The organism is Imperialibacter sp., from assembly GCF_048007035.1.
Lineage (GTDB): Bacteria > Bacteroidota > Bacteroidia > Cytophagales > Cyclobacteriaceae > Imperialibacter.
On the sequence record NZ_CP180355.1, the window covers coordinates 4,300,563 to 4,325,511 of the forward strand.

The window sequence follows — 24,949 nt, forward strand, 5'->3', positions numbered from 1 at the left end:
GACCATTTAATTCAAATGACAGCAGTAGAGATAAGACAGCAGTTCCTTCAGTTTTTTGAAAGCAAAGGCCATAAAATAGTGCCTTCAGCCCCTATGGTGGTACAAAACGACCCTACATTGATGTTTACCAATGCGGGCATGAACCAGTTCAAAGACTACTTTCTTGGAAATAAAGAGGCGCAGGTAAAGCGAATTGCTGACACACAGAAGTGCCTGCGGGTGTCAGGTAAACACAACGACCTTGAGGAAGTAGGGTTGGATACCTACCACCACACCATGTTCGAGATGTTGGGCAACTGGTCTTTTGGAGACTATTTCAAAAAAGATGCCATCAACTGGGCGTGGGAGCTGCTTACTGAAGTGTATAAGCTACCAAAGGACAGGCTGTATGCCACTGTGTTTGGGGGCGATGAATCGGAAAGCTTAGAGAAAGACAACGAGGCATTTGACTTATGGAGTGCTCATTTGCCTGCCGACCGGGTGCTCGACGGCTCGAAGAAAGACAACTTCTGGGAAATGGGTGACACTGGTCCCTGCGGCCCTTGTTCAGAATTACATATCGACTTAAGAGACGAGGCTGAAATAGCAAAAGTACCAGGAAGAGAGATGGTCAACATGGGCCATCCTCAGGTGGTAGAGATTTGGAACCTGGTATTCATTCAGTTCAATCGGGTATCGGATGGAAGCCTCAAGTCGCTGCCAGCTAAGCATGTGGACACCGGCATGGGCTTCGAAAGACTGGTGATGGCTTTGCAGGGTAAAAAGTCGAACTACGATACCGACGTCTTCCAGCCAATGATCGCTGTGCTGTCTGAAAAGGCAGGAGTGGCATATGGCGACGATGAAAAGACGGACATTGCGATGAGGGTGATTTCCGACCACATCAGGGCTATTTCGTTCGCTATTGCTGACGGACAGCTGCCGTCCAATGTGAAGGCTGGCTATGTGATAAGGAGAATTTTGAGACGTGCCGTGCGCTACGGATACACCTTCCTGAAGTTTAATGAGCCGTTTCTCCATACTTTGGTGCCGGTGCTTTCCGATCAGTTTGCTGGTGTGTTTCCGGAGCTGGTGGGTCAAAAGGACTTTATTGCCAAAGTAATTTTCGAGGAAGAAACATCTTTCCTGCGCACGCTGGACAAAGGACTTAAGCGGATCGAGGTGATCAAGCAGTCGCTGAAAGGAAAAGAAATTAGCGGTGCTGTTGCTTTCGAGCTTTACGACACGTACGGATTTCCGCTTGACTTAACGGCTTTGATTGCCAGAGAAAATGGACTGACGGTGGATGAAGCTGGTTTCCAAACGGAGATGCAGCAGCAGAAAGACCGTTCGAAGAAGTCGTCAAAAGTATCGACCGGCGACTGGGTGGAGGTAAAGCAAGAAGAGGAACTTGGTTTTATTGGTTACGACAACCTGGAAGCGGTTGCTCAGGTAGTAAAATACCGGGAGATAGAAGACAAAGGCAGCAAACTGTTTCAGCTTGTGCTTGATAACACACCGTTTTATGCGGAAAGCGGCGGACAGGTGGGCGACAAAGGCATGCTCATGTCCGGCGATCAAAAAATAAAGGTGCTGGACACAAAAAAAGAAAATGACCTGATCATTCACTTTGTATCCGAGCTTCCCAAGGATCCGACTTTGCCTTTGCAGGCAAAAGTCGACATTTATAAAAGGCAGCTGACAGAGAACAACCACAGTGCTACCCACTTATTGCATGCAGCCCTCAGGCAGGTGCTCGGCACGCATGTGCAGCAAAAAGGCTCACTGGTGTCTCCCGATGTGCTTCGGTTCGACTTCTCTCATTTTGCAAAAATGACGGATGAAGAGATCAGAGAAGTGGAGGCCATTACCAATAAGAAAATAAGAGAAAACATAGCACTGAATGAGCGCCGCAATGTGCCCATTGCCGAGGCCAAACAGTTAGGAGCTATGGCGCTGTTTGGAGAAAAGTACGGTGAGTTTGTGCGTGTCATTACTTTTGACCCTCATTATTCTGTGGAGTTGTGCGGAGGTACCCATGTGCGTGCCACTGGCCAAATCGGTTTCCTCAAAATTGTCTCCGAAAGCAGTGTGGCTGCTGGTGTGCGACGCATTGAAGCAGTAACGGCCGATAAGGCAGAGTCACTGGTCATTGAGCAGGACATGCTGATGAACGAGATGAAGGAATTGCTGAAGAACCCGAAAGACATGGCCAAGGCTGTGGCACAGCTGCTTGAAGAGAAGCAAACTTTGACAAAGGAGCTGGAGGGGTATCGCCTGAAAGCATCGCAAGGGGTGAAGCAGGACTTGCTCAAAGAAGTGAAGGCCATTGATGCCATCAGCCTGCTGGTGGCAGAGGTGGCATTGCCAGATGCCGACAGTTTGAAAAAATTGGCTTATGAGCTCAGAAATGAGTTGAGCTCGCTGGCCATGGTGCTGGCGGCGAATATTGACGGCAAGCCTCAGGTAGCTGTGATGTTCGACGATTCGCTCGTGGAAAAATTTGGATTGAATGCCGGGCTCCTCGTGCGTGACCTGGCCAGAGAAATACAAGGTGGTGGAGGCGGACAACCGTTTTTCGCTACTGCAGGAGGAAAAGACATTAACGGATTGCCCAAAGTGGTGGAAAAAGCAAATGATTTACTGGCAAAAGCGCTTAACTTGAGCTCTCTTGCTTAACCGAAGTGCATCTAATGAGTGATTTGAAGGACAAGAATAGCTTTGAGGCCGTTATTGGACTGGAAGTGCATGTGCAACTGCAGACTAAAAGTAAGGTGTTTTCACCGGATGCCAATAAGTTTGGTTCAGAACCCAATCAGCACATCCATGTGATTAGCCTGGGGCATCCGGGTAGCATGCCGAAGTTGAACAAAAAGGCACTGGAGTACGCCATTGAAATGGGGCTGGCGTGTCACAGCGAAATAGGCCGCTATAATTTCTTTGACAGAAAGAACTACTTCTACCCCGACCTTCCAAAAGGCTATCAGGTGACGCAGGACAAAACACCGATTTGCAAAGGAGGCTACGTCGAAATTGGTTTCGATACCAACACCCCGAAAAAGATCATGCTCCATAAGATTCACATGGAGGAAGATGCAGGAAAATTGATGCACGTCGATGGTAAGGATATTTCGGCAGTGGACTACAACCGGGCTGGCGTGCCTTTGATAGAAATAGTGACTGACCCCATGATTACCTCATCGCAGGATGCCGGTGCCTTTCTTACTGAAATAAGAAAAATGGTACGTTTTCTGGGCATTTCTGACGGTCATATGGAGGAAGGCTCTTTGCGTTGCGATGCCAACGTGTCGATTCGTAAAAAAGGAGTGACCACACTGGGCAACAAAGTAGAAGTGAAAAACCTCAACAGCATCAGGTACGTGCAGAAGGCAATTGAGGTAGAAATAGAACGGCAAACGAATCTCACTCTTCAAGGCAAAGCCATCATTTCCGAGACCAGGCTGTTTGATCCCGAAAAGAACCAGACTTACGGCATGCGGATGAAGGAGGAGCTGAACGACTACAGGTATTTCCCTGAGCCCGACCTGGCGCCCTTTGTTGTGGATGACATTATGCTGGAAGACATCCGTAAAAAGATGGCCAAGCTTCCGAGGCAGTACTACGACGACTTCACGCAAAAGTATGGCCTGCCAAGCTACGACGCACTGGTGATCACCGAAAAAAGGGACTTTGCGCACCTGTTCGAGGAAGCCATTGCTCATACCACTTGCTATAAGCAGGTAAGCAACTGGCTCATGGGGCCGATTAAGAGTTACCTGAAGGAAAATGGCACCTCCCTGCGAAAGCTTTCGCTCACAGGCGCTATGCTGGCCGACTTGGTTAATCTGGTGGAAAAAGGAACAGTGAGCTACACCGTGGCCTGCCAAAACATATTTCCGGAAGTGATAAAGACCGGGAAGGCACCTCACGACATAGCGCACGACATGAACCTGGTGCAGGAGTCGGACAGCGATGTGCTGATGCCTGTGATACAAGAAGTGCTCGCTCAAAATGCAGATAAGGTCGCCATGTACAAAAGCGGCAAGAAAGGTCTGCTTGGTATGTTTATGGGCGAGGTAATGAAAAAGACCAATGGAAAGGCCGATCCGAAACTAACTAACCAACTTTTGGTTGAATCATTGGCTTAGAAGTCTTGTTAGAGAAAAAAAACAGAAAGATGATAAAGTATCTTGTAGTAGCATTAACAGGAGTTTTATTTATTACCTCGTGTTCTGAGGGTACAACTCAGGAAGGGCTGAAAATTGCTGGAAAAGTAAAATTCCCTCAAGAATCAGGCATCATTCAACTGGAAATGCTGGGTCTCGAGGGAATTGACCCTATAGATACGCTCACATTGGCCGCCGATAGTACGTTTGAAACCTATGTTCAAATCACTGAACCTTCTTTTTTAAGAATCAACTTCTACGGCAAACAGGTGGTGCCATTGGTGTTGGACAAAAGCGATGTTTATATAGAGGCGGAGGCTTATTCGCCGCAGGCCCCGTTCACTGTGACTGGCTCAAAGGACACGGAATATTTCGAAGCCGCTGGTAAGCTCAATGCCAAGTTTCAGTCCGATGTGCAGATGATTAACAATGACTACAGCCAGGCAATGATGTCGGGTGATATTGAGGGGGCAAATAAAATTCGGCAACAATATATTGACATAGAGGCTGTTTTTAGCAAAAAGATGAAAGAGTTGATCTGGTCGATGGATAATTCGGTTTCAGCCATATTTGCCCTGAATTACATGGACGCCGAGGCGCAGTTTCCTTTTTTTGATAGCGTGGCAACAAGGTTTCAAAGTGATTTACCCGATTCCCGCTTTACCAAAGAGCTTGTGACCAGGGTGGACAATATGAGGGCGTTGGCCGTGGGGGCAATGGCTCCGGAAATTAATCTACCAAACCCAGATGGCGAATCAATTGCTTTGTCATCGCTAAGAGGAAAATACGTGCTGGTGGACTTTTGGGCTGCCTGGTGCAAGCCTTGTCGTCAGGAAAACCCGAATGTGGTGGCTTCTTATAACAGGTACAAGGACAAGGGTTTTGAAATATTGGGTGTTTCTCTTGATCGAACAAAGGATGCCTGGCTGAAGGCAATTGAAGACGATGGCCTTACCTGGAAGCATGTGTCGGATTTGAAATACTTTAATTCGGAAGCGGCTGCTACCTACCAAATCAATGCTATTCCGGCTACCTACCTGATTGGCCCTGATGGAAAAATCGTCGCCAAAAACCTTAGAGGAGAGTCATTGGAAAGGAAACTTGAGGAAATCTTTGGGTAGGGGAGTAGGGATAACAGGGTTTCGGTATTCAGCATCCGACTAATGACGGTCGAAACGAGGCTGCGTTTTCGAAATTGAGGTAATTGATTCGAAAAATTTGCCGTTCTACCTCCTCTTTTCTAACTCCCGAATCACATCACTGGCAATCCACTTGCAGGTCTTGTCATCTGTGGCCTGGAGTTTCCTTGCCAGTTCAATCACCTCGACAGTTAGATGAGGTCTTTTCTTCCCGACCTGCCTCATTGCCCAGCTTATTGCTTTTTTTATGAAATTTCTGGGGTCGTTGGCTACCTCAACTGCCTTTTGGAGCATCGAACGCAGCTCGTCGTCGGTTACGTTATTCTTTTGGTGCATGGTGGCTTCGGCTATTAGCACAATGCCCGCCCTTCGGGTGAACTCATGCTTGCAGGGGATCCATTCGGCTACTTTGCTTTTCCAGAAGCGGGTATACACAAACAGGTTACCGCAGCACTGGTCGCACACATCCCAGGAATACATGTCTGCCACCCATTCATCCATTTGTTCCGTAGTCATTTGTTTCGGGTCGCCAACCATGCTGGCCAGCACTTTTGCTTCATGAATATCCATTTGCCAGAGCTGAAGCGCCAGGGTGTGGTTCTTTTTGATGCTTTTGGCTATTTTGCGAAGCTCAGGTGTTTTGATACCCAATGCTTTTTCTGAGGGGATGCCGAATCGTTCTACGCCTTTTTTTAGGCCCGCATCTGCCAGCAGTTTTAAACCACTAATAACACTTTCTACCGTCTCCATAAATTGATGTTACTGTTTCTGGCTAAACTTACTACTTTGGCAAAATAACCTTTTATCAAACCAATGACTCGACCTACAAACTTAAATTTAGCACTGCTTTTTACCTTTTTGACAACGGCTGCGCTCGCTCAACCCGACAGGTGGCAGCAGCGTGTAGAGTACACCATGGACATTGACATGGATGTATCTGCTCACCAGTTCAAGGGTAAGCAAAAGCTCGTTTATTACAACAACTCTCCTGACACGCTCACGAAAGTGTTTTATCACCTTTATTTCAATGCTTTTCAGCCGGGAAGCTCGATGGACGTTCGCTCCAGAACCATCGCTGACCCGGACAGGCGGGTGATGGATAGAATTTACCATTTGAAAGATGACCAGATCGGCTATCAGAAGATCAACGGCTTGAAGCAAGATGGCAAGGTGCTTTCGTATGCTGTAGAAGGCACTGTGCTGGAGGTGAACCTGGCCAAGCCAATTCTCCCGAAAAGCAAAGTGACTTTTGATATGGAGTTTGAGGCACAGGTACCCTTGCAGATTCGCCGCAGTGGCTGGGCCAACAAGGAGGGGGTTGAATACTCTATGGCGCAATGGTACCCAAAAATGGCTGAATATGACTACGAGGGCTGGCATGCTGATCCTTACGTAGGCAGGGAGTTTTACGCTCCATGGGGCGATTTTAATGTAAACATCACGATTGACTCTGCTTATATGATCGGAGGCTCAGGCTATTTGCAAAACCCTGAGCAAATTGGCAAAGGCTATGCAAAGCCCGGTACTACTATTAAAAGACCGAAAGGTGGCAAGCTGACCTGGCAGTTCAAAGCGCAAAACGTGCATGACTTTATGTGGGCTGCCGACCCTGACTATCTGCACGATGTGGCACAGGTGCCTGGCGGGCCTGCCTTGCACTTCTTCTACCAGGGTGACACGCTGGTGGAAAACTGGAAGGAGCTTCAAGGCATTGCAGTAAAGGCATTCGACTTTCTGAATAAGAACTTTGGCAAGTATCCCTACGACAAGTTTGCTGTAGTGCAGGGGGGCGATGGTGGCATGGAATACCCCATGTCGACATTGATTACCGGCCATCGGTCTGTTCGCAGTCTGGTGGGAGTGACCGTGCACGAAGCTCTTCACAGCTGGTACCAGGGCGTGTTGGGCACCAACGAGTCGCTGTATCCATGGATGGACGAAGGCTTTACGGACTATGCCACGCAGATCACCATGCACTACCTTTTCGATGGGCCGAGCGGTGGTAATTATATCAACCCGCTGGAGGGCTCGTATCGGTCATACTTCTCTTTGGCGCAAAGCGGCCTGGAGGAGCCCATGTCGACACATTCCGATCATTACAATACCAACAGAGCTTATGGCTCGGCTGCCTATTCCAAAGGAGCTGTTTCGCAGCATCAGTTGAGCTATGTGATTGGTCACGAAACGTTTATGCGGGGACTTCGGAGGTATTTTGATACCTGGAAGATGAAGCACCCCAATATGAACGATTACATCAGGATTCAGGAAAAGAATTCAGGCCTCGAACTCGACTGGTACTACGAGTATTTTGTGAATTCCACTAAGACGATTGACTATGGCATTAAGTCGGTAGAGGAGCAGGGAGAGCAAACAAATGTTACCCTGGAGCGGATTGAAAAAATGCCGATGCCGATAGAGCTGTACCTGGAATATGCTGATGGCAGCAAAGAGTTGTTTTACATTCCTTTGGATTTAATGAGGGGAGTGAAGGAGCATGATGATCCAAGTATTCCACGCACCATCCTTACCGACTGGCCCTGGACGCATCCGTACTACACGTTTAGCATTCCAAAGAAGCCGAAGGACATCAGGTACATGGAAATTGACCCAACGCAGCGCATGGCTGACACTGACCGCACCAACCAGAGCTACCCGTGGCGGTCGGCGGTTGAAGCGGAGGGAGAGGTGGTGAATAAGTAGGCCGGAGGAGGCTGAATCAAATGGCCCCTACAGAACGAAATTGTCATATTGAGCTTGCAGAAAAATGTGGGTTTCGACAGGCTCAACCTGACACATTTTTCTGCAAGCTTAATAACACGTCATCGGTGGCTTGTTGAAATACTCAGCGATTGCTAAGGTTTCGATACCGACCTGGAAGGGACCAAACTGACGCCGCTTTGGGCCATTTGATTCGATCTCCTTACTTTGCATAATCATTCCATGCAACTCTCCACCCTCGACTACATTATCATTGCGGTGTTCCTGGGGCTAACCCTGTTCATAGGGCTGCGGTTTCGCAAACAGGCGGGAAAGGACATCGCTCAGTTTTTTCTCGGAGGCCGCAACCTGCCCTGGTACATCGCAGGACTCTCCATGGTGGCGACCACCTTCGCTGCCGATACACCGCTGGCAGTCACCGAGCTGGTAGCGCAAAACGGCATAGCTGGCAACTGGCTTTGGTGGAACATGCTGGCGGGTGGCATGCTCACCACCTTCTTCTTTGCCCGTTACTGGCGCAGGGCTGGGGTGCTCACCGATATTGAACTGATAGAACTCCGCTATTCGGGCAAGCCTGCTTCCTTTCTAAGGGGATTTCGAGCCCTTTATTTCGGTATTTTCATGAATGTACTCATCATTGGCTGGGTGAACCTGGCACTGATGTCGCTGTTGCAGGTGTTCTTCGACATTCCTGAAGGCTTGCTGATTTGGTATGTGGGTGCCTCCATGCTGCTGGTAGTGATCTATTCTGGGATGTCGGGCTTGCTGGGGGTGGCGTTCACTGATGTGGTGCAGTTTGCTATTGCCATGGCGGGCAGCATCGTGCTGGCCGTGCTGGTGCTTTATTCTGATGAAATAGGTGGTATCGATCAACTGAAAGCCAATTTACCAGAAGGATCGCTCGATTTCTTCCCCACAATTGGAGGTAACAGCAACGGTTCATTGCTGGCGCTGGGTTTGGGGAGCTTCTTTGCGTTTATTGGCGTGCAATGGTGGGCCAGCTGGTACCCTGGGGCTGAGCCCGGCGGCGGCGGTTACATTGCACAGCGCATGATGAGCACCCGCACCGAGAAGGACGCCGTGTATGCTACCTTATTTTTTCAGATCGCTCATTATTGTCTGCGCCCCTGGCCCTGGATCATCGTAGCACTCTGTGCGCTGATCTTATACCCCAATCTGAGTGCTGATGAGAGCAGGCTGGGTTATGTAATGGCCATGAAGGACTATCTGCCAGCTGGATTGAGAGGGCTTGTGCTGGTGGCTTTCTTCGCTGCCTATATGAGCACCATTTCCACCCAGCTCAATCTGGCGGCTGGCTACCTGGTCAATGACTTTTATAAGCGTTTCATTAGGCCTGAAGCAAGTGAAAAAAGGCTGGTGCAAGCCTCCCGTGCGGGGACACTTGGTTTGATGGCTATTTCACTTTGGGTGACGACCTATATCACCAGTATTTCAGGCGTATGGGCCTTTATCATTGAATGTGGTGCCGGCCTTGGGCTGGTGATGATTCTGCGGTGGTACTGGTGGCGCATCAGTGCCTGGAGCGAGATAGTGGCCACTGTGGCGCCGTTCCTCGCTTATGGGCTATCGAAATTTGTGCTGGTGCGCTATGACCCCATTTGGGGCAAAGGCATCGGGGAAGACCCCACCAGCTTCTTTTTTACCGTTGGCTTTACTACGCTGGCGTGGTTGCTGGCGACCTACCTGGCCCCCGGCACAAGCAAAGAGCGGTTGCAGTCTTTTTTTGATAAAATACAACCCAATGGCAACTGGCGGCCCTTTCGTAAGGACTGGAACAGAGGCAAGCTGCTGCTTCTGGTGGTTTGCTGGCTAAGTGCCATCACCATGGCCTATGCTGTGCTATTCGTTACAGGCAGTTTGATTTTTAAAGAATGGGCACCAGCCGGGGTATATGGACTGGTGGCCGTGGGGTCTTTTTTAGTGTTGAGAGTGGCTTCGGGAAAGGTGAGAATTTTTGAGAATTGACCCAATAAGGTTTCTCTTGGATCAATCGCAGTGAATTACCAGGAACGGAATACTTTCAACAAACCGCAAAATGAGGTAGATTGAGATAAAATTATAATGGGTATATGGACCAGGTCCATTATGTTGGAGAGTATTGTGGGAACGAATAATCTTTCGTTAAGGAAATGAAAATAACAACTCAAAGTGATCTACAAAACTTGATCAACAATCAGATTGAAGAAAGTTTAATACTTGAATACAAGGCAGCCCCAGCCCTTGAAAACTCACAGGGTAAAAAGAAGGAAATGTCTAAGGATATTTCGGCAATGGCGAATTCCAACGGTGGAACAATCATCTATGGAATAGCCGAATTCCAAGACGAACAAAGAAAGCATCTACCAGAGAGAATTGATTCAGTTGATCGAACAAAATTTTCAAAAGAATGGATTGAACAAGTCATCAATTCGAATATCTCTCCAAGAATCAATGGTATTGTAATTCACAGTATTCAACTAACATCAGGAACCGATGATGTGGTTTATGTTATAGACATCCCACAGAGTGATACAGCGCATCAGGCGAACGATCTTAAATATTATAAACGATTTAATTTTCAATCTGTCGCTATGTACGATTATGAAATAAAAGATGTGATGAACCGGCTTACGCATCCAGTAATCGATTTGACTTTTGAGATTGAAAAAAGAACATTTGAAGTCGGGTCAAATAACTACTTCCAATCATTTAACCAGCCAAAACCAAAGGAGTATAAGACAATTTATGAACTTAAAGTATGGGCTAAAAACAACGGCAGAGTCTATGCCAATTACATAAACTCCAACATATATGTCCCTGACGTAATTGTTAACAAAGATGCTAACCCGTCAAATGATATGTATGCTCAATTTTATGCAGAAAACACAATTAGGGATTTGTTTGATGTAGAGTGGAACGGAGTTTCATCTCCCAAGGAAAAATATGGGCCGGCTCGGTACGATCCAATACTTCCAGGCAGAAGTATGAAGATTGAAACGATAAAAATTCTAAATCCAGAACATCACCTAGCGAAAGAAGTTTCATGGAGATTAAACGCTGATAATTCACCAGAAAGGACTGGTAAAATTACTATTTCTGAAATTCCGATCACGGAAGTTGAATAAAAAACACTCTCCAACAAACACTATCATCCATAAGCTTACTGAGCTATTTGCAAAGGCTAGTGCGATGAGATACTTTTATAGATATTAATAAAGTCCAGCTTACGGATGATAGTTGGGCGTTAGATGCAACTATGCCTTACTCGAAATTAGTATCACTGGGACTTATTCTGCTGCTTTTCGGTTGCGGACAACCATCGAGCGACAAATTAACACTGCAGGCAACTGGGCAACCAAAGTATGTAAATAGCTACGTTGATAAGGTCGGTGAGCAACTGCTATATTCTCTCTCAACGAACGCAGTTAGCCGAAATGAAGTAAGGCTTTGGGTGGACTATTCAATCATGACAACAGTCGAACTCTTTACCCTACGAGACTTTGATTCAACCACCTATTTGACCAAATATCGTTGTCAGCGATATGGAATATTAAGCGACTCTCATTTTGATAGTGTGAGAGTGGAGATAGAATCCCCAACTGTGAGTGCCAAATTTCTAACAAGGAGACTATATAGCCTTAATTTTCGTGACCTTATTAGCCAACCCGACAGTATAAGCCAAATGATCGGGGACGGAATAATATATACTTTGGAAGTCCGAGATTCAACGTACTATAAAACTATCAGTTACAATGTACCACATGAATTCCCGGATTCTAACCATCAAAATTTCATGAGGATTATCGGCGAGCTTGAGAAGGCGATGAATTGGCGTTACGAAATGTGGTAAATGCATCTAACACAACAGTAAAGTGAATGTGGGCTTCACCGGTTATCAAAGGTCAGTTGGCTTGGAATCTACGCCACAACGCCTATTTTTATCTTCTGCGTTGCTAAGTGGTGACGGAGGTGGTACTGCATAAAACTCCAACATTCATTTTAGGTAGGCGCTGCGCTGCATTAAAAAATGAGAGACATAACAACAATAATAGTTGCTGAAAGAAAGGCACTCTTAAAAGGACTGACAATTTTATTTCTGTTGACTTTGCCTTTCACTTTCCTGCCAGCGATTATCAGGAGTGGGTTTTCAATTTCAATGATTTTTGAACGTTTAAATGATTCCATTCTTTATTCACTTGGATTTGCTTTGATTGTGGTCATTGCAGCGGTAATTCAAAACTACAGTGGACTTGCTGACCGAAAATGGTATTTCGATCGACCCGCTTTTAAAGACCTGGACTTTTACGGACGAGTAGACGGAGTTGGAAGTGTCGTTCACGACTTAGAGACAGTTCTTCTCGGTAAAATCGATAACTACTTCTTCCGGCTGAATTTAATTGACACAGATAAAAAGAAGCCGATTTTAGAAATTGTACCACTAATCGATTTGACAGACAAAGAAGAGGAAATTGAAAAACTAAGGTTAGACGACAAATTTGAGGCTGACTTATTCTTTGGAAAGAGAATTAAGCTAAACGAAATCGACCTGGAAGCTCAAAATAGCATCAGGAAAATTTTAAAACACTTAGCAGCAAGACTTCAAGATTTAAACTTTGAAGGCCTTGACGTTGACGAAGAACAACTAGAAATGGAATTAAGAAAATAAAAACGACCACACAACAATGGGAATAAATCATGGGGCGTGACCGGTGTGGGTAATTGAAAAACTGAAATAAACAGCATGAATCTTTCATCAAAGGCCAAAGAGATCCATTCACAAATTGCGCAAGAAACTACTAAGCTTGGGGACCTTCGGAAAATTGCAAAGGAGATTAAAAAGGACCACGACCTGGCAATGCAGCTTTGGTCGGTTGGCGAATTTTACCCACGCCAACTGGCAATTTTAATAATGGATAATAAGCTCCTTAGCCAAGCAGTAATCGACCAACTCTGCAAGGATATTCAAAATCAGGACCTGGAAGAACGAAACCAATTAACAGATTGGTTGATGGCCAATCAGCTTTCCAGGGACAAAAAGACCGTTGCATTGATGGAATCGTGGGAGAATAGTTCTTCACCGCAACAAAGAAGGCTATTTTGGTATTATCAGGCACGACTAAGATGGATGGGAAATACTAACCACTCTAATACGGAATATTTATTGGCTTCAATTGAAAAGAACCTGTTAAAGGAAAAACCTGAAGTTCAATGGGCAATGAATTATACCGCCGGCCAAATAGGGAAATGGCAAGAAGAATATCGCAACAGATGTATTTCCATTGGAGAAAAAACGGGGCTGTATAAGGATGAAGTTGTTGCCAAAAATTGTACGCCAAGTTATTTGCCGGATTTCATTTCAATTGAAGTCGCCAAATTGCAAAAGCAATAAAACGAATGTGGTAGCGAAAAGACGGACGAAAAACTACATGCAACAAAACAGCGTTAAAACAAGTTTAGCCAAACCGGTGACAGGAGTACCAGAAAAAGTAACAGCCTAAAAAAAGATGCAAGACATACTATTTGACTTTATCGCAAAATACATTACCCTGACCGACGAGGAGAAGAACGCCATCAATTCTGTAGATATTTTTCGTTCGGTAAAAAAAGGCTCTGTTTTACTCAGCAAAGGACAACGATCGAAAAACAGCTACTTTGTACTAAAAGGCTGTATCCGGACTTATTACATCATAGACGGAGAAGAAAAAACTACTGCTTTCTATACGGAAATGGACGCCTTAACACCCCATTGTGTGATCAACAAAGCGCCCTCCGACTATTACATTAGTTGTGTTGAAGACACTATTCTTACAGTTTCAAATTTAGATATGGAAGAAGAGATCAATGCTAAATTTCCAAAGTTTGAAATCATGTGCAGAAAAATGTCGGAAGAATTGTTGGCCAAACACCAAATAGACTTCGACGGGTTTAAGACTTCTTCCCCTGAGCAGCGATATTTGAATTTATTGCAGTCACGACCAGACCTTCTTCAGCGGGTTCCGCAGCACCAGCTGGCGAGTTATCTTGGCATAAAACCACAATCATTGAGTAGGCTACGGGCAAGAATTTTGGAGAAAGACAGAGGGTAGGAGTCGTTTCTTAACTTAAGTGAACGTTTTGAGCCTGCCTGCCCATCTACTTTTGCAGCATCATTTTCACCAAAAAAAGATATGCAAAAGAAAATTCTGGTCATTGGCTTCGCCTTATTGCTGACAAGCTTCTTACCACTCAAAGCTCAATCGGCCAAACAAGACAGTACTTATAAAAAATGGTTTGTTGGCAGTACGCTATTACTCTTAGGCAATTTGGATGGCACTAACAATCCTGGCTATATACAAATAAATGCAGGATATAGGGTTACACCTAAAGACGTTATTCAATTCAGATTTAAAAAGTCTAAGTATGCGTGGCCACTAGGTATCCCTTTCGGGCCGGATTTTGATGGGCCAGGGCTCAACTATCCCGGCCATGCACGCATACTTGCTCCTCAAATTGGGTACCAGCGGTTTTGGTGGAAAGGAGCCTATACATCTCTTTATGTATTGAATGCTTTTGAGAAATACATGGATGAGGATAAAAAGAAGATTGGAAACGGATTTACGCTATATACCGACTTCTACCTAGGGTACCAATTTAAGTTTTTCAAAGATCGTTTCTTTTTTGAACCAGCTATCGGATGTAGTTATTGGCCTCTGAGAACCGGTGTTCCGGATTCTTTTATAGCTATTGAACAAAAGTGGCCTAACTATTTTATTCAACCCGGGCTTGATTTTGGATTCAAGTTTTAGCATCCATGTCGAGCCATTACCCCGATACTTTTTCACCTGATCCGCCCTGACGGCATCGAACTCAAAGAGGCCGTTTCGCTGCTGAATGCAGGTGATCTAAAACAAAGGGAACGATTTGTCGTGTCCCGCCAATCCAGTTTTTCCATATCGTTTAACACAAGCAAAGACTCAAATGAAAAAGAAAATTCTATTCGTTGTTCTTGTCATATTGATGATAAGCACGCCCCATCTGAAAGCACAGTACGCCAAACAAGACAGCACTTACAAGCGGTACTTCGTTGGTAGCACGATATTTCTGTTAGGTAATTTGGCCGGTGTGAACCCACCCAACTTTGCTCAACTCAACATAGGCTATCGGATTACAGCAAAAGATGCTATCACATTAGAACCAAAAACCTGGAAATATGCATGGCCAAATGGTATTCACCCATTTCTAAACAAGGCATACGGAAAGGATGAAGAAAAATTTCCGGGATATGTGCGTGAATTTGGCTTATCGGTGGCCTATCAGCGATTTTTCTGGAAAGGCTTGTATGCCGAGCTTAATGTGATGCCTACGCTGCAAAATTTTGTGAATGTGGACGGCGATAAAATTGACAATGGCTTTCAGGTTTTCAATACGTACCGTGCGGGTTATCACATCAAACTTTTTAAGGATAGATTTTTTATTCAGCCATCTATTGCCGTCACCCATCGTGCTTATCACACAAGACTACCCGACGGGTTTAAACAGTTGGATGACAAATGGCCCAAGTTCATCTTCGGAGAACCGGGATTTCACTTTGGGTTTAATTTTTAGTTGATGACTTATGAGCACACAGGAAACACTGCATGACATCAAAGTCAGTTTGAAGCTGAAGCTCGCTGCACTGTGGGCGAGCTTTATGTTTCTCTACATTTATGTTGATTATTTCGCTCTCTACATGCCTGGCAAGATAGAAGGTATGCTGGCAGGGAAGGTGTTTGTATTCGATATTACGCAAGGATTTCTTTTGCTTGCACTCGCCTCAGTGACAATTCCAGCACTGATGATTTTCCTTTCCGTTGCCTTGCCGGATAAAGCAAATCGTTGGGCAAACATCGTTATTGCCACGGTGTATATTCCTTATACGTTGTTTAATCTGGCTGGCGAGGCATGGATGCACATGGCGTTTGGGGCCGTTGTAGAAGTAGCTCTTCTTAGTCTGATTATCCGTTATGCATGGAAATGGCCTCGTACCGAAGCATGAGTGGTAAATAATTTTCATAATTATTGGAATGTTCAGGTTAGTTGAGCGTGGCTGGCTTGGATTCTCCGCCGCAACGCCTATTTTTAACAACCGATATCGGTTGAGTGGCTATTTGCCGATGAGCAATTAACTGCATTGTAAAATCCGGCGCACGGGTTGGGCATTGTTGCCAACCTTAAAACAACCGCTCATTTCTATTTGGGTACAGTCCATTTCGAAATGAAAGAGGCTACGAAGAGGATTATTTGACTACTGCTCCTAACATATCTGATAAAATCAGCATTGCGGTTCTTCCGTTCGTGAATATGAGTGCGAGCGAGGAAAACGAGTATTTCAGCGATGGGATTACTGAGGAGATTATCAATGCACTGGCGCAAATCGATAGACTGAAAGTCAGTTCAAGAACATCCGCATTCTACTTCAAAGGGAAAAACATTCCGATTTCTGAGATTGGAAAAGCGCTTGGAGTTTCCACTATCCTTGAAGGGAGTGTTCGGCTTTCCGGTAATAACATCCGAATTACAGCGCAGCTGATTGATGCTGTCGAAGACTTTCATTTTTGGTCTAAAAGCTGGGATAGGCAATTGGACAACATATTTGAGGTTCAGGATGAGATCAGCTTGTTGGTGGCTGAACGGTTGCGAGAGCACTTAGGCCATTTTGAAATTCAGGAACAGCTTGTCCTGCCCAATACCCGAAGCGTGGATGCCTACAAACTTTTCCTCAAAGGGCGACAAACTTTCAACAAATGGAACCCTGAAGATGTCAGGCAATCCATGGAGTTTTACAGGAAGGCTGTGGAAATAGATGCTAGTCATGCTGAGTCAATGGTGGGGTTGGCTGGTGCCTATAGTTTTCTAGCTACGATCGGGACTATCCCTTATGCCGAAGGTTGGGACAAGTGTTCGGAGCTCATCCAGCACGCTTTAACTATTGACGATAAACTTCCCAGCGCCTACTATCAACTGGCCAATCTGGCTTTTTATACCAGGGGCAGTTACAGTGAAGCATTTGAGAACGCTTCCAAAGCGGTGAGAATAAATCCAAATTATGTGGAATCCCGTCATTTAATGTCATTTCTCCACATTCTGGCAGGAAGGAAATCAGAAGCCAAAAAACACTTGTCTCATGCGCTGAGTATTGACCCACTTTCTCAGGAAACGCAGTTTTACAATGCCTATGTCGAGTACATGTCTGAAAATTATGCCTCCTCCATAAGCCAGTTAGATGCATGCCTGGAAGCGAACCCGATGAATGTCCCCGTACATTCTGTGAAAGCTTACTGTCTGCTCAAAACTGAAAGGTATGATGAGGTGATTGACTATTTTGACGCCTTGCCCACTCAGATCGTTGTAACTGCTGAAAAGATAGGTTTAAGCGCCCTTGCCTATGCGTTAAAAGGTGATTCAGTCAATGCCGGAAAATTCACCAAATTATTGGAACAGAGAGCGAACGGTATCGATGATTTTGTAGCGGACTCCTATCTGTTTTTACTGGCTGCCTCAACTGGTAATAGCAATAAAGCATTTGCCTTTGTAGAAAACACCCTGAAATCACCCTCCCCGCTTTTATTGATGAGGTATTCAGATCCACTGGTCAACCCAATAAAAGCGGATCCACGCTATTCGAACTTTCATCAGAAACTTTTTCCTCCGGAGTTATTCGAAGTAAAGGGTGCCCCTGTGGACAAGAAACCCATACTTGATGCAACTGCTGCCGCTGCTCTCAAAACCAGGCTGGAGCAACTGATCGAAACAAGTAAACCTTACCTAAATCCGGAACTTACCTTGCGTTCGTTGGCGGATCAATTAGAAACGAATGCAAACCAACTGTCGTGGCTGCTCAATGACACCATTGGCAAAAACTTCAACAGCTTCGTCAATCAATACCGCATCGAAGAGTTCAAAAAAATCGCCAAAGATCCCAGGAACGACAACTTTACCATTGAGGGATTAGCCTACAATTGTGGCTTCAATTCCAAAACAGTATTCAATACCTATTTCAAACAGCAAACCGGCCTTACCCCAAGCGAGTTTCTGAAGGCCTAGTCTTTTTCACCTCCTTCTTCTCAAAAGTTGTTCGGAATCATGATTCCGAACACGGTCACCCCAATCCCGAACGTCCGCTACGGTCAGGCATCCGTTCTTTGAATCAAAACTCAAAGGGCTATGAAAATCACACGATTAACATTTTTGATTTTGCTGGTGTGCTCTTCTTCAGCTTTTGCTCAACAGAGAGAGGGCACTAAGGCAAAACTGAAAACAAGGTTTGGGGACAGGCTGGCGCTCAAAGCCGACTACTTCGGAGAGCTGGTTCTACATCCAGGGCTTACAGTCGGTATGGACTACACCGTGGCTGAAAACAAGTGGGCTACGCTGCATTGGGACACTGACCTTGGAGGCTTCTGGCATCGCTGGAACAACTCATCGGTTTTTCTGAAAACAGCTTTTGGCTTCCGGTTGACCATCGGCTCCGTGTTCGCCGACATCAACCTGGGCGTTGGCTACATGCATTCATGGGCTGCGGGTTCTTTGTACCAAAGAGCTGAAGAGGGTGGTGTCGAGACAGCTACCAATTGGGGGCACTCACACTTTATGCCCAACACATCGTTCCTGATAGGCTGGGATGGAAGCAGAAGAAACAATCGGCGATGGGCCGTTCACGCTGGGCCGGAAGTATACCTGCAATCTTCATTCAATCACATTTTCCTACCGCATGTAGCGGCCAAAATAGGTTTCACTTACAAACTCAATCAACAATGAAAAACCTAACCATACTCATTGCTATTCCGGCGCTCATGCTCCTTGCTGCTTGCCAAAAGGAATCATTTTACCAGGGCGACCAATTCTTTGTGAAAAACGCAGGCGCAGAGATGCCTGTGTTTGTAAAAGGTAATATTGCCTCAGGCACATTCATTCTTTTTCTCCACGGCGGACCCGGAGGCAATGCATCGCTTCCCTCGTTTATGCCTGTGTCACACGAGTTGGAAAAGGACTTTGCCTTTGCCTACTGGGACCAGCGGGGCTCTGGCCTATCCGGGGGCAATCCAGACCCGAGCACCTTCACGGTCGAGCAATTTGTGGAAGACCTTGATCTTGTGGTTGACGTCATTAAGCAGCGTTTCAATAACCCCCGGATTGTTATTTACGGCATCAGCTGGGGAGGTGCACTGGGAAGTGCCTACCTGAGCACTGCAGACTATCAGCAGAAAATTGACGGATTTATCTGCATGAATAGCGGGCACAATTTGGAAGATGGCTTACCCAAATCGGTGGTTTTCGTGAAAAACTATGCGCAGCAGCAAATCGACCTTGGCGTTGACGTGGCCTACTGGACGGAGGCACGTGACTGGTGTGCGAAGGAACCGGACATGACCGTCGTTGACAATTACTTCAGGTATGACTCTTACCTGTCCAACACCAATGCCTACAGAAGAAACCCCGGTCAGGTCGTACAGGGGCCGGAGGTGGGTGCCCTGGGTGCCATGAATTCTTATCTGTCGCTCGCCATCTTTTTCAATGGCCGATACCTGACGAAACGCTTCAATATTTTAGAGCTCAACCTTAGCAAAGACATGGAAAGAATTAAAATCCCCTCGCTGGTGATTTGGGGAAGACATGACGGAGTCAATACCATTGAAATGGGTTATGATGCCTATAACAGCATTGGTGGACCAGATTTTACTGAAAAGGAACTGGTCATTCTGGAAAACAGTGCCCACGAGGGGTATATGGAAGAGCAGGAATTGTTTATCAACACCTTCCAAAGATTTGTGAAAGGTCTCTAAAAAATAAGTTATGAAAGCAGTTAAATATACAAAATACGGCGCTCCCAGTGTTTTGAATCTGGTTGAAATAGAAAAGCCGCAGCCAAAGGACAACGAGGTCCTTGTTAAAATTTACGCCACTACTGTTACTTCAGGTGATACGAGGTTGCGAAGTTCAGATTTCCCACCGGTTGCCTGGCTCATTGCCAGGCTGCTGTTCGGCGTGTTGAAGCCGAAAAAGGAGATACTGGGTCATGAATTTTCGGGAATTGTCGAAGCAGTTGGCAAGGATGTCACAAAATACAAGGTGGGTGATGAAGTGGTAGGGACACCAACCATGCTGCCCACAGGCTCTTACACTGAGTATCTATGCATTCCCGAAGAGAGAAATAAAGGCGTGCTGGCATTGAAGCCCAAAATCCTCAGTTTCAATGAAGCTGCAGCCCTTCCTGTTGGGGGAATGACAGCCTTGTTTCTACTGAAAAAGGCCCGGTTAAGCAAAGGACAACAAGTGCTGATTTATGGCGCTTCGGGCAGTGTAGGAAGCCACGCCATTCAAATCGCCAAAGCGCTGGGCGCTACCGTAACTGCTGTATGCAGCAGTGCCAATTTCGATATGGTTAAATCACTCGGAGCCGATAGCGCTGTGGATTATAAGCAGCAGGATTATTCTTTGCTTGAACAGAAGTTCGATATTGTTTTTGATGCCGTGGGAAAGACCTCAAAAGCCAAAGCTGGCAAAGTGCTGAAAAAGGGAGGCCGATTTGCATCAGTAGCCGCTCTCACCAGCCCGGCTCAGGAACATTTGGATGAATTATGCCAGATGGCTGATGAAGGGAAAATCAAGCCATTTGTCGACAAAACTTTCCCCTTGTCTGGCATAGTGGAGGCTCATGAATATGTAGACAGTGGGCGAAAAAGGGGGAATGTCGTTGTTGAGGTCGTTAAATCATCGAAAAAAGAACCGGTTCCGGTAAAGCACAAAAGTGGCCTGCGGCTCAGTCCTGCCCAGGCGCTGTAACCCCTTTGTTTTTACAGGCAAAAAAACGAATTTGTTCTCCCTCAGAGTCCCTTTCAGAAGACTCTGAGGGAGGGCGTTTGAAAATATGGCCTAAACACACAGTATCTGGCTCGAAAACTTACGAATAGGAAAACCAATAACAGGCACTAGCAATCCATAGCCGTGTGTCCAAGTTGTAAAGGACATTTGAATCAGATAGTTTTAAAGAAACTAACAGCGGCCAGGCCGAGAGGTTTTGCCTGCCGTTAGCGGTAAACTGGTACGACAAGAGAGCACAAGAAAGGCGTTTTACATGCCAGAGATTAAGTTTTTCTCATGCAAAGCAAATTTGTAGACTATTTTTCAAGAATATCGCCGCTTTCAAAGGAAGAGTCAAAAGCTATTGCTGATAGCATGCAAACTAAGACGTATAAGAAGGGTGACTATTTATTGAAAGAAGGGCATCAATCAGCCAATACCTATTTCATACTTGAAGGCTGCATAAGAGAGTATTTTCTGGCTGATGGTGATGAAAAAACGACGAATTTTTTCACAGAAGAACAATGGGCCATTTCGTTAAACAGCTTTTCTCCACAAAATTCTGCAAAGCACAATTGGGTCTGCGTTGAGGACACCACTGTTGTTGTGGGCAACGAACAGCGGGCTCAGGCCCTTTTTAAACGCTTTCCCAGGTTTGAAACAATATCACGCACCATCATGGAAGCAGCTTTTGCAGAGCAAAGAGAAGCATTGGCCGCTTACTACACAGACTCACCTGAAAAACGCTATCTAAAGATATTGAAATCAAGGCCCGATTTACTTCAGAGAGTACCTCAATATCATCTTGCCAGTTATATCGGGATAAAGCCAGAATCTTTAAGCCGTATTAGAAAACGGCTTTTGTCTGATAACGATTAGCTTGGAATATGTTCAGTTTCCTTGAGTCCTTTTGCGATCAGCCAAATGCTCAGTGTAATCTCAAATAGGCTCCAAAAGTCCGGCAATTGTATTTTGTGATCCCATAATTTCTACGCTTTTCAATCCATCAAATTCCATTTATACCGTAATGACCACATTTCCTCTTTTATGCCCCATTTCCACATACTGATGCGCCTCGGCCATTTTGCTCAAAGGATAGATACGGTCTATCACCGGCTTAATTTTCTCTTGTTCCGTCAAAGTTTTCAGATTGATAAAAGCGTCTTTGGGAGTCAAAGGAATACCCTGATCGATGGAAATATATTTACCTTTAGGAGTAAGGGCTTTTTTGCTTTTCTCCTTAAGGTGTGAGGATTTGGAGTTTCCAACAGTGTCTATTACATATTTATATGTGCCCAATTGTGAATCAGCATTGTCTGCCGTATAGTCAATCACCTCGTCGCTGCCCAAAGACTTAACTAATTCAAAGTTTCGACTGCTGCATACACTGGTGACATGAGCGCCTGCATTTTTCGCCAATTGTATGGCCATTGTACCTATGCTTCCCGAGGCGCCATAGATTAAAACTTTGTCTCCCTTCTCTATCGAGGTCTTCCCCAGTAGATGTGAAGCAAGCAATCCTCCATAAGGGATAGCGGCTGCTTCTTCGAAACTGCTATTTTTTGGCTTGAGCGCAATATTCCAATCTTCAGGCAGGCAGATATATTCGGCATAGGAACCAAAATGACGCTTTGTTGCTGAAACCGAGCCGTAGGAAAAAACTTCATCGCCTATATTGAATGAACTTACATTTTTCCCTTTACCTTCTACAACTCCCGATGACACCATTCCCAAGATTGGGTTTCTTGGCTTTCCAAAACCAAAAAAAAGTTGAACCATAAATCTTGCCACAGGCGACGCATTCAATCCACGTATAAGCACATCGCTGGTGGTGACTGAAGTCGCATGTATCTTAATCAGGACCTCATTGTCTTTTGGCGTGGGCTTGTCGACTTCTGTTAATACCAGGTTTTCTGAACCTCCGTACTTTAAACATTCAATTGCTTTCATAATTTTTTCTTTTGATTACATAAGCAAAGTTGGCTAAGGTGCGCTTCGATTCCATTGACTTGGGTTAAGAAGTGAAATACAATGATGCTCACATATTCAGGAACAAAAAAGGTATTTCTGAAAAGCACCTAATCAAAACTGCAACGGCCAGTGAGCCGACAATCGTGAGTTACGATAGCTATTATGGGGAACTCATTTTCAGTCATTTGTTGGCTTGGAATGTCCGCCACAAAATATAATTTTAGTGTCGTCCTACCTTCGCTAAAACCACGGTGGGCAAGGCGGGGCTAAGTGTCAGCGGAGTCGAAGCTGCATGAAACTACCGCATTTACTTTAGGAAGACCGCCACTGCCAGAGACTTAGTATAGTTGACCCAACCAAAGACGATATGGAGAACCTTATTAAATTCTTTAACAGTACTGTCCCGCTTTCTGAAACAGTCATAAGCATGATGGCGGGGATGTTTGTTTGCGATGAGCTGAAGAAGGGGGCGTATTTTGTGAAAAAGGGGGAGTATGCGAGGGAAATTGCCTTTCTGGAAACCGGCATTGTCAGGGCGTTTTACGTCAACAATGAGGGGAAAGAATATAACAAAACCTTCTTTTCAGCGCCTTCAATCATCGGCTCCTATGCGTCACTCATCAGCAAGCAAAAGAACAATGTTGCCCAGCAGGCGCTTACCGATTGCAAAATTTGGAAAGCTTCGTTTCATGAAATAGAAAAGGTATCCGAAGGGAATTTCGAGATCGAAAGATTGAGACGAATGATAGCAGAAAATTACTTTTTGAGCAACGAGAAAAAAGAACTCGAGATGGCTATGCTGGACGCCGACAAGCGATATTTGATCATGCAGGAGGAGTATCCGGGAATTGAATTACGAATTCCACAATACCATATTGCCTCTTACCTTGGCATTAGCCCTACCCAATTGAGTAGAATCAGAAAAAACCGATCCCTCTGACCAGCATTTCTTTACATATGTAAATGCGCAGCTGTTTTTGATGCTCTTACTTTACAATTCAATTTTAACCAAAATCGATATTGTAATGGAAAGCAATGAACTCAGTTTTTTCAAAGGCTTATTTGTTGTTTCAGCGCTATGGAACCTGGTAGGAGCAATTTTTGGCTATTTCAATACCGCTTTTACCTTCAATGGTTTTTTTAACCGGGAGTTAGCAGACCCGCTTTACTATGCCATCTATCAAGGAGCATGGGGGACAACATTGGTCTATTTTATCGGCTATTCCATAGTGGCCTACAATCCACTGAAACATACTGGAATTGTCATAGTCGGAGGGATCGGTAAAGTTGGCTTTGCCATTTCGTTGTTAAAGTTTTACCTGTCGGGGCTTGCCGGGCCTGTGGTGTTCATAGTCATAATCGGTGATTTCATTTTTTCGATTCTTTTCATGTATTACTTCTTCAGGCTGTATCAAACCAAAGAAAGTATCCTCTAATTAGTGGAAATCGTGAAAGCTAGAATATTACTGATAAGCGCATTCGGTTTCTTGTCAATAGTATCTCACGCTCAACAGTCGTGGGAAATTGACAGGGACAAAGACGGCATCATCGTTTATACGAAAGAGGAAGAAGGGTCAGCTTTCAAATCCTTTAAGGCTGTTGTGACAATCCATGCAGCGACGTGTGAAATAGTAGAAATACTAAAAAATGCAGACGACTATACTAAATGGTACGGCTATACAAACACATCTGCACTTCTGAGGCGAGAGGGAGATACACAATACAATTATGTTGAAACCATATTTCCATGGCCATATAGTAATAGAGACATGGTTTACCGCATGTCTATTAATGCATCTACTCAGGGAGTAGTGAAAATAGTGCTAAAAGGAATCCCTGACTACCAACCGGAAAAGCAAGGAATAGTGCGCATGAAAAAGGCGGAGGGGTACATTTTATTGCAGCCTATCGGCGAGAAAACAGAAGTGACCTATGTATTTCACTCCGAACCCGGAGATAATATTCCTCCATGGCTGGCAAACAATTCAATAGCAGAGCTGCCTTTTCGAACACTATCTGGATTAAGAAAGGTACTTAGCGAGTAAAATGAAACACATCCGGCCAATACCGGGGTCTCAACTTGATTTAAGAAACTACTGCAAAACAGAATCTGTTTGGTTATTAATTGGTAAATTGTTTTCGATAAAATTTGAAGAA

At 45.2% G+C, this 24,949-nt stretch carries 22 protein-coding genes; 20 read left to right on the plus strand and 2 right to left on the minus strand.

Going from position 1 to position 24,949, the window contains the following annotated elements; all coding sequences use genetic code 11:
• The first annotated feature begins 15 nt into the window (after nucleotides 1-15).
• Genes alaS through ACMVP2_RS18560 form a run of 3 tightly spaced genes read left to right on the plus strand, consistent with a single transcriptional unit; the run spans nucleotide 16 to nucleotide 5,266 of the window.
• Entirely contained in the window at nucleotides 16-2,658 is a 2,643-nt protein-coding gene (gene alaS / locus ACMVP2_RS18550) for an alanine--tRNA ligase (RefSeq protein ID WP_416864572.1), read from the plus strand.
• A 14-nt stretch (nucleotides 2,659-2,672) separates the two neighbouring features.
• Nucleotides 2,673-4,127, plus strand: a complete 1,455-nt coding sequence (gene gatB, locus ACMVP2_RS18555) for an Asp-tRNA(Asn)/Glu-tRNA(Gln) amidotransferase subunit GatB (protein ID WP_416864573.1) — start codon at nucleotides 2,673-2,675, stop codon at nucleotides 4,125-4,127.
• A 29-nt stretch (nucleotides 4,128-4,156) separates the two neighbouring features.
• On the plus strand, nucleotides 4,157-5,266 hold the full coding sequence (locus ACMVP2_RS18560; RefSeq protein ID WP_416864574.1) for a peroxiredoxin family protein: 1,110 nt from the start codon (nucleotides 4,157-4,159) through the stop codon (nucleotides 5,264-5,266).
• Between the two features lie 105 nt (nucleotides 5,267-5,371).
• Here ACMVP2_RS18560 and ACMVP2_RS18565 read toward each other — a convergent pair whose 3' ends face one another.
• Nucleotides 5,372-6,034, minus strand: coding sequence for a DNA alkylation repair protein (locus ACMVP2_RS18565; RefSeq protein WP_339792032.1), 663 nt, complete (start codon nucleotides 6,032-6,034; stop codon nucleotides 5,372-5,374).
• A gap of 63 nt (nucleotides 6,035-6,097) precedes the next feature.
• On the opposite strand from ACMVP2_RS18565, the gene ACMVP2_RS18570 reads away from it, so the two are divergent.
• From ACMVP2_RS18570 to ACMVP2_RS18635, 14 genes are all read left to right on the plus strand, one after another.
• Nucleotides 6,098-7,984 (plus strand): M1 family metallopeptidase, encoded by a 1,887-nt coding sequence (locus tag ACMVP2_RS18570; protein WP_416864575.1) that lies wholly within the window; start codon nucleotides 6,098-6,100, stop codon nucleotides 7,982-7,984.
• Between the two features lie 240 nt (nucleotides 7,985-8,224).
• Nucleotides 8,225-9,988 carry a sodium:solute symporter family protein gene (locus tag ACMVP2_RS18575; RefSeq protein ID WP_416864576.1) on the plus strand — a complete coding sequence of 588 codons (1,764 nt, stop codon included), beginning with the start codon at nucleotides 8,225-8,227 and terminating at the stop codon, nucleotides 9,986-9,988.
• Nucleotides 9,989-10,152: 164 nt separating this feature from the next.
• Complete coding sequence (locus ACMVP2_RS18580) at nucleotides 10,153-11,127, plus strand: helix-turn-helix domain-containing protein (protein WP_416864577.1); 975 nt, start codon at nucleotides 10,153-10,155, stop codon at nucleotides 11,125-11,127.
• A gap of 902 nt (nucleotides 11,128-12,029) precedes the next feature.
• Nucleotides 12,030-12,668, plus strand: a complete 639-nt coding sequence (locus ACMVP2_RS18585; protein ID WP_416864578.1) for a hypothetical protein — start codon at nucleotides 12,030-12,032, stop codon at nucleotides 12,666-12,668.
• Between the two features lie 75 nt (nucleotides 12,669-12,743).
• Nucleotides 12,744-13,391 (plus strand): DNA alkylation repair protein, encoded by a 648-nt coding sequence (locus ACMVP2_RS18590; protein ID WP_416864579.1) that lies wholly within the window; start codon nucleotides 12,744-12,746, stop codon nucleotides 13,389-13,391.
• Nucleotides 13,392-13,506: 115 nt separating this feature from the next.
• Entirely contained in the window at nucleotides 13,507-14,088 is a 582-nt protein-coding gene (locus ACMVP2_RS18595; RefSeq protein WP_416864580.1) for a Crp/Fnr family transcriptional regulator, read from the plus strand.
• 81 nt (nucleotides 14,089-14,169) lie between these two features.
• Nucleotides 14,170-14,787, plus strand: coding sequence for a hypothetical protein (locus ACMVP2_RS18600; protein WP_416864581.1), 618 nt, complete (start codon nucleotides 14,170-14,172; stop codon nucleotides 14,785-14,787).
• Nucleotides 14,788-14,959: 172 nt separating this feature from the next.
• Complete coding sequence (locus ACMVP2_RS18605; RefSeq protein ID WP_416864582.1) at nucleotides 14,960-15,586, plus strand: hypothetical protein; 627 nt, start codon at nucleotides 14,960-14,962, stop codon at nucleotides 15,584-15,586.
• Between the two features lie 10 nt (nucleotides 15,587-15,596).
• Entirely contained in the window at nucleotides 15,597-16,016 is a 420-nt protein-coding gene (locus ACMVP2_RS18610) for a DUF6326 family protein (RefSeq protein WP_416864583.1), read from the plus strand.
• Between the two features lie 305 nt (nucleotides 16,017-16,321).
• Nucleotides 16,322-18,064, plus strand: a complete 1,743-nt coding sequence (locus ACMVP2_RS18615; protein ID WP_416864584.1) for a helix-turn-helix domain-containing protein — start codon at nucleotides 16,322-16,324, stop codon at nucleotides 18,062-18,064.
• Nucleotides 18,065-18,184: 120 nt separating this feature from the next.
• Nucleotides 18,185-18,778 (plus strand): hypothetical protein, encoded by a 594-nt coding sequence (locus ACMVP2_RS18620; protein ID WP_416864585.1) that lies wholly within the window; start codon nucleotides 18,185-18,187, stop codon nucleotides 18,776-18,778.
• Entirely contained in the window at nucleotides 18,775-19,803 is a 1,029-nt protein-coding gene (locus ACMVP2_RS18625) for an alpha/beta fold hydrolase (RefSeq protein ID WP_416864586.1), read from the plus strand. Before ACMVP2_RS18620 ends, ACMVP2_RS18625 begins: the two co-directional genes overlap by 4 nt.
• A gap of 10 nt (nucleotides 19,804-19,813) precedes the next feature.
• Nucleotides 19,814-20,803, plus strand: coding sequence for an NAD(P)-dependent alcohol dehydrogenase (locus tag ACMVP2_RS18630; RefSeq protein WP_416864587.1), 990 nt, complete (start codon nucleotides 19,814-19,816; stop codon nucleotides 20,801-20,803).
• A gap of 315 nt (nucleotides 20,804-21,118) precedes the next feature.
• On the plus strand, nucleotides 21,119-21,700 hold the full coding sequence (locus ACMVP2_RS18635) for a Crp/Fnr family transcriptional regulator (RefSeq protein ID WP_339792015.1): 582 nt from the start codon (nucleotides 21,119-21,121) through the stop codon (nucleotides 21,698-21,700).
• A gap of 138 nt (nucleotides 21,701-21,838) precedes the next feature.
• Here ACMVP2_RS18635 and ACMVP2_RS18640 read toward each other — a convergent pair whose 3' ends face one another.
• Nucleotides 21,839-22,771, minus strand: a complete 933-nt coding sequence (locus ACMVP2_RS18640) for an NAD(P)-dependent alcohol dehydrogenase (protein WP_416864588.1) — start codon at nucleotides 22,769-22,771, stop codon at nucleotides 21,839-21,841.
• 388 nt (nucleotides 22,772-23,159) lie between these two features.
• Between ACMVP2_RS18640 and ACMVP2_RS18645 the strand changes: the two genes are divergently transcribed.
• The 3 genes from ACMVP2_RS18645 to ACMVP2_RS18655 all read left to right on the plus strand — a co-directional run bounded on the left by ACMVP2_RS18645 (nucleotide 23,160) and on the right by ACMVP2_RS18655 (nucleotide 24,837).
• Nucleotides 23,160-23,732 carry a Crp/Fnr family transcriptional regulator gene (locus tag ACMVP2_RS18645; RefSeq protein WP_416864589.1) on the plus strand — a complete coding sequence of 191 codons (573 nt, stop codon included), beginning with the start codon at nucleotides 23,160-23,162 and terminating at the stop codon, nucleotides 23,730-23,732.
• A gap of 85 nt (nucleotides 23,733-23,817) precedes the next feature.
• The gene (locus tag ACMVP2_RS18650) at nucleotides 23,818-24,228 is read left to right on the plus strand and encodes a hypothetical protein (protein WP_416864590.1); all 411 of its coding nucleotides are present in this window, start codon (nucleotides 23,818-23,820) and stop codon (nucleotides 24,226-24,228) included.
• Nucleotides 24,229-24,240: 12 nt separating this feature from the next.
• The gene (locus ACMVP2_RS18655; protein ID WP_416864591.1) at nucleotides 24,241-24,837 is read left to right on the plus strand and encodes an START domain-containing protein; all 597 of its coding nucleotides are present in this window, start codon (nucleotides 24,241-24,243) and stop codon (nucleotides 24,835-24,837) included.
• The last annotated feature ends 112 nt before the right edge of the window (nucleotides 24,838-24,949 follow it).

Coding starts and splice junctions, on each gene's coding strand:
- alaS (WP_416864572.1), top strand. CDS start 16: ATGACAGCAGTAGAGATAAGACAGCAGTTCCTTCAGTTTTTTGAAAGC.
- gatB (WP_416864573.1), top strand. CDS start 2,673: ATGAGTGATTTGAAGGACAAGAATAGCTTTGAGGCCGTTATTGGACTG.
- ACMVP2_RS18560 (WP_416864574.1), top strand. CDS start 4,157: ATGATAAAGTATCTTGTAGTAGCATTAACAGGAGTTTTATTTATTACC.
- ACMVP2_RS18565 (WP_339792032.1), bottom strand. CDS start 6,034: ATGGAGACGGTAGAAAGTGTTATTAGTGGTTTAAAACTGCTGGCAGAT.
- ACMVP2_RS18570 (WP_416864575.1), top strand. CDS start 6,098: ATGACTCGACCTACAAACTTAAATTTAGCACTGCTTTTTACCTTTTTG.
- ACMVP2_RS18575 (WP_416864576.1), top strand. CDS start 8,225: ATGCAACTCTCCACCCTCGACTACATTATCATTGCGGTGTTCCTGGGG.
- ACMVP2_RS18580 (WP_416864577.1), top strand. CDS start 10,153: ATGAAAATAACAACTCAAAGTGATCTACAAAACTTGATCAACAATCAG.
- ACMVP2_RS18585 (WP_416864578.1), top strand. CDS start 12,030: ATGAGAGACATAACAACAATAATAGTTGCTGAAAGAAAGGCACTCTTA.
- ACMVP2_RS18590 (WP_416864579.1), top strand. CDS start 12,744: ATGAATCTTTCATCAAAGGCCAAAGAGATCCATTCACAAATTGCGCAA.
- ACMVP2_RS18595 (WP_416864580.1), top strand. CDS start 13,507: ATGCAAGACATACTATTTGACTTTATCGCAAAATACATTACCCTGACC.
- ACMVP2_RS18600 (WP_416864581.1), top strand. CDS start 14,170: ATGCAAAAGAAAATTCTGGTCATTGGCTTCGCCTTATTGCTGACAAGC.
- ACMVP2_RS18605 (WP_416864582.1), top strand. CDS start 14,960: ATGAAAAAGAAAATTCTATTCGTTGTTCTTGTCATATTGATGATAAGC.
- ACMVP2_RS18610 (WP_416864583.1), top strand. CDS start 15,597: ATGAGCACACAGGAAACACTGCATGACATCAAAGTCAGTTTGAAGCTG.
- ACMVP2_RS18615 (WP_416864584.1), top strand. CDS start 16,322: ATGAGTGCGAGCGAGGAAAACGAGTATTTCAGCGATGGGATTACTGAG.
- ACMVP2_RS18620 (WP_416864585.1), top strand. CDS start 18,185: ATGAAAATCACACGATTAACATTTTTGATTTTGCTGGTGTGCTCTTCT.
- ACMVP2_RS18625 (WP_416864586.1), top strand. CDS start 18,775: ATGAAAAACCTAACCATACTCATTGCTATTCCGGCGCTCATGCTCCTT.
- ACMVP2_RS18630 (WP_416864587.1), top strand. CDS start 19,814: ATGAAAGCAGTTAAATATACAAAATACGGCGCTCCCAGTGTTTTGAAT.
- ACMVP2_RS18635 (WP_339792015.1), top strand. CDS start 21,119: ATGCAAAGCAAATTTGTAGACTATTTTTCAAGAATATCGCCGCTTTCA.
- ACMVP2_RS18640 (WP_416864588.1), bottom strand. CDS start 22,771: ATGAAAGCAATTGAATGTTTAAAGTACGGAGGTTCAGAAAACCTGGTA.
- ACMVP2_RS18645 (WP_416864589.1), top strand. CDS start 23,160: ATGGAGAACCTTATTAAATTCTTTAACAGTACTGTCCCGCTTTCTGAA.
- ACMVP2_RS18650 (WP_416864590.1), top strand. CDS start 23,818: ATGGAAAGCAATGAACTCAGTTTTTTCAAAGGCTTATTTGTTGTTTCA.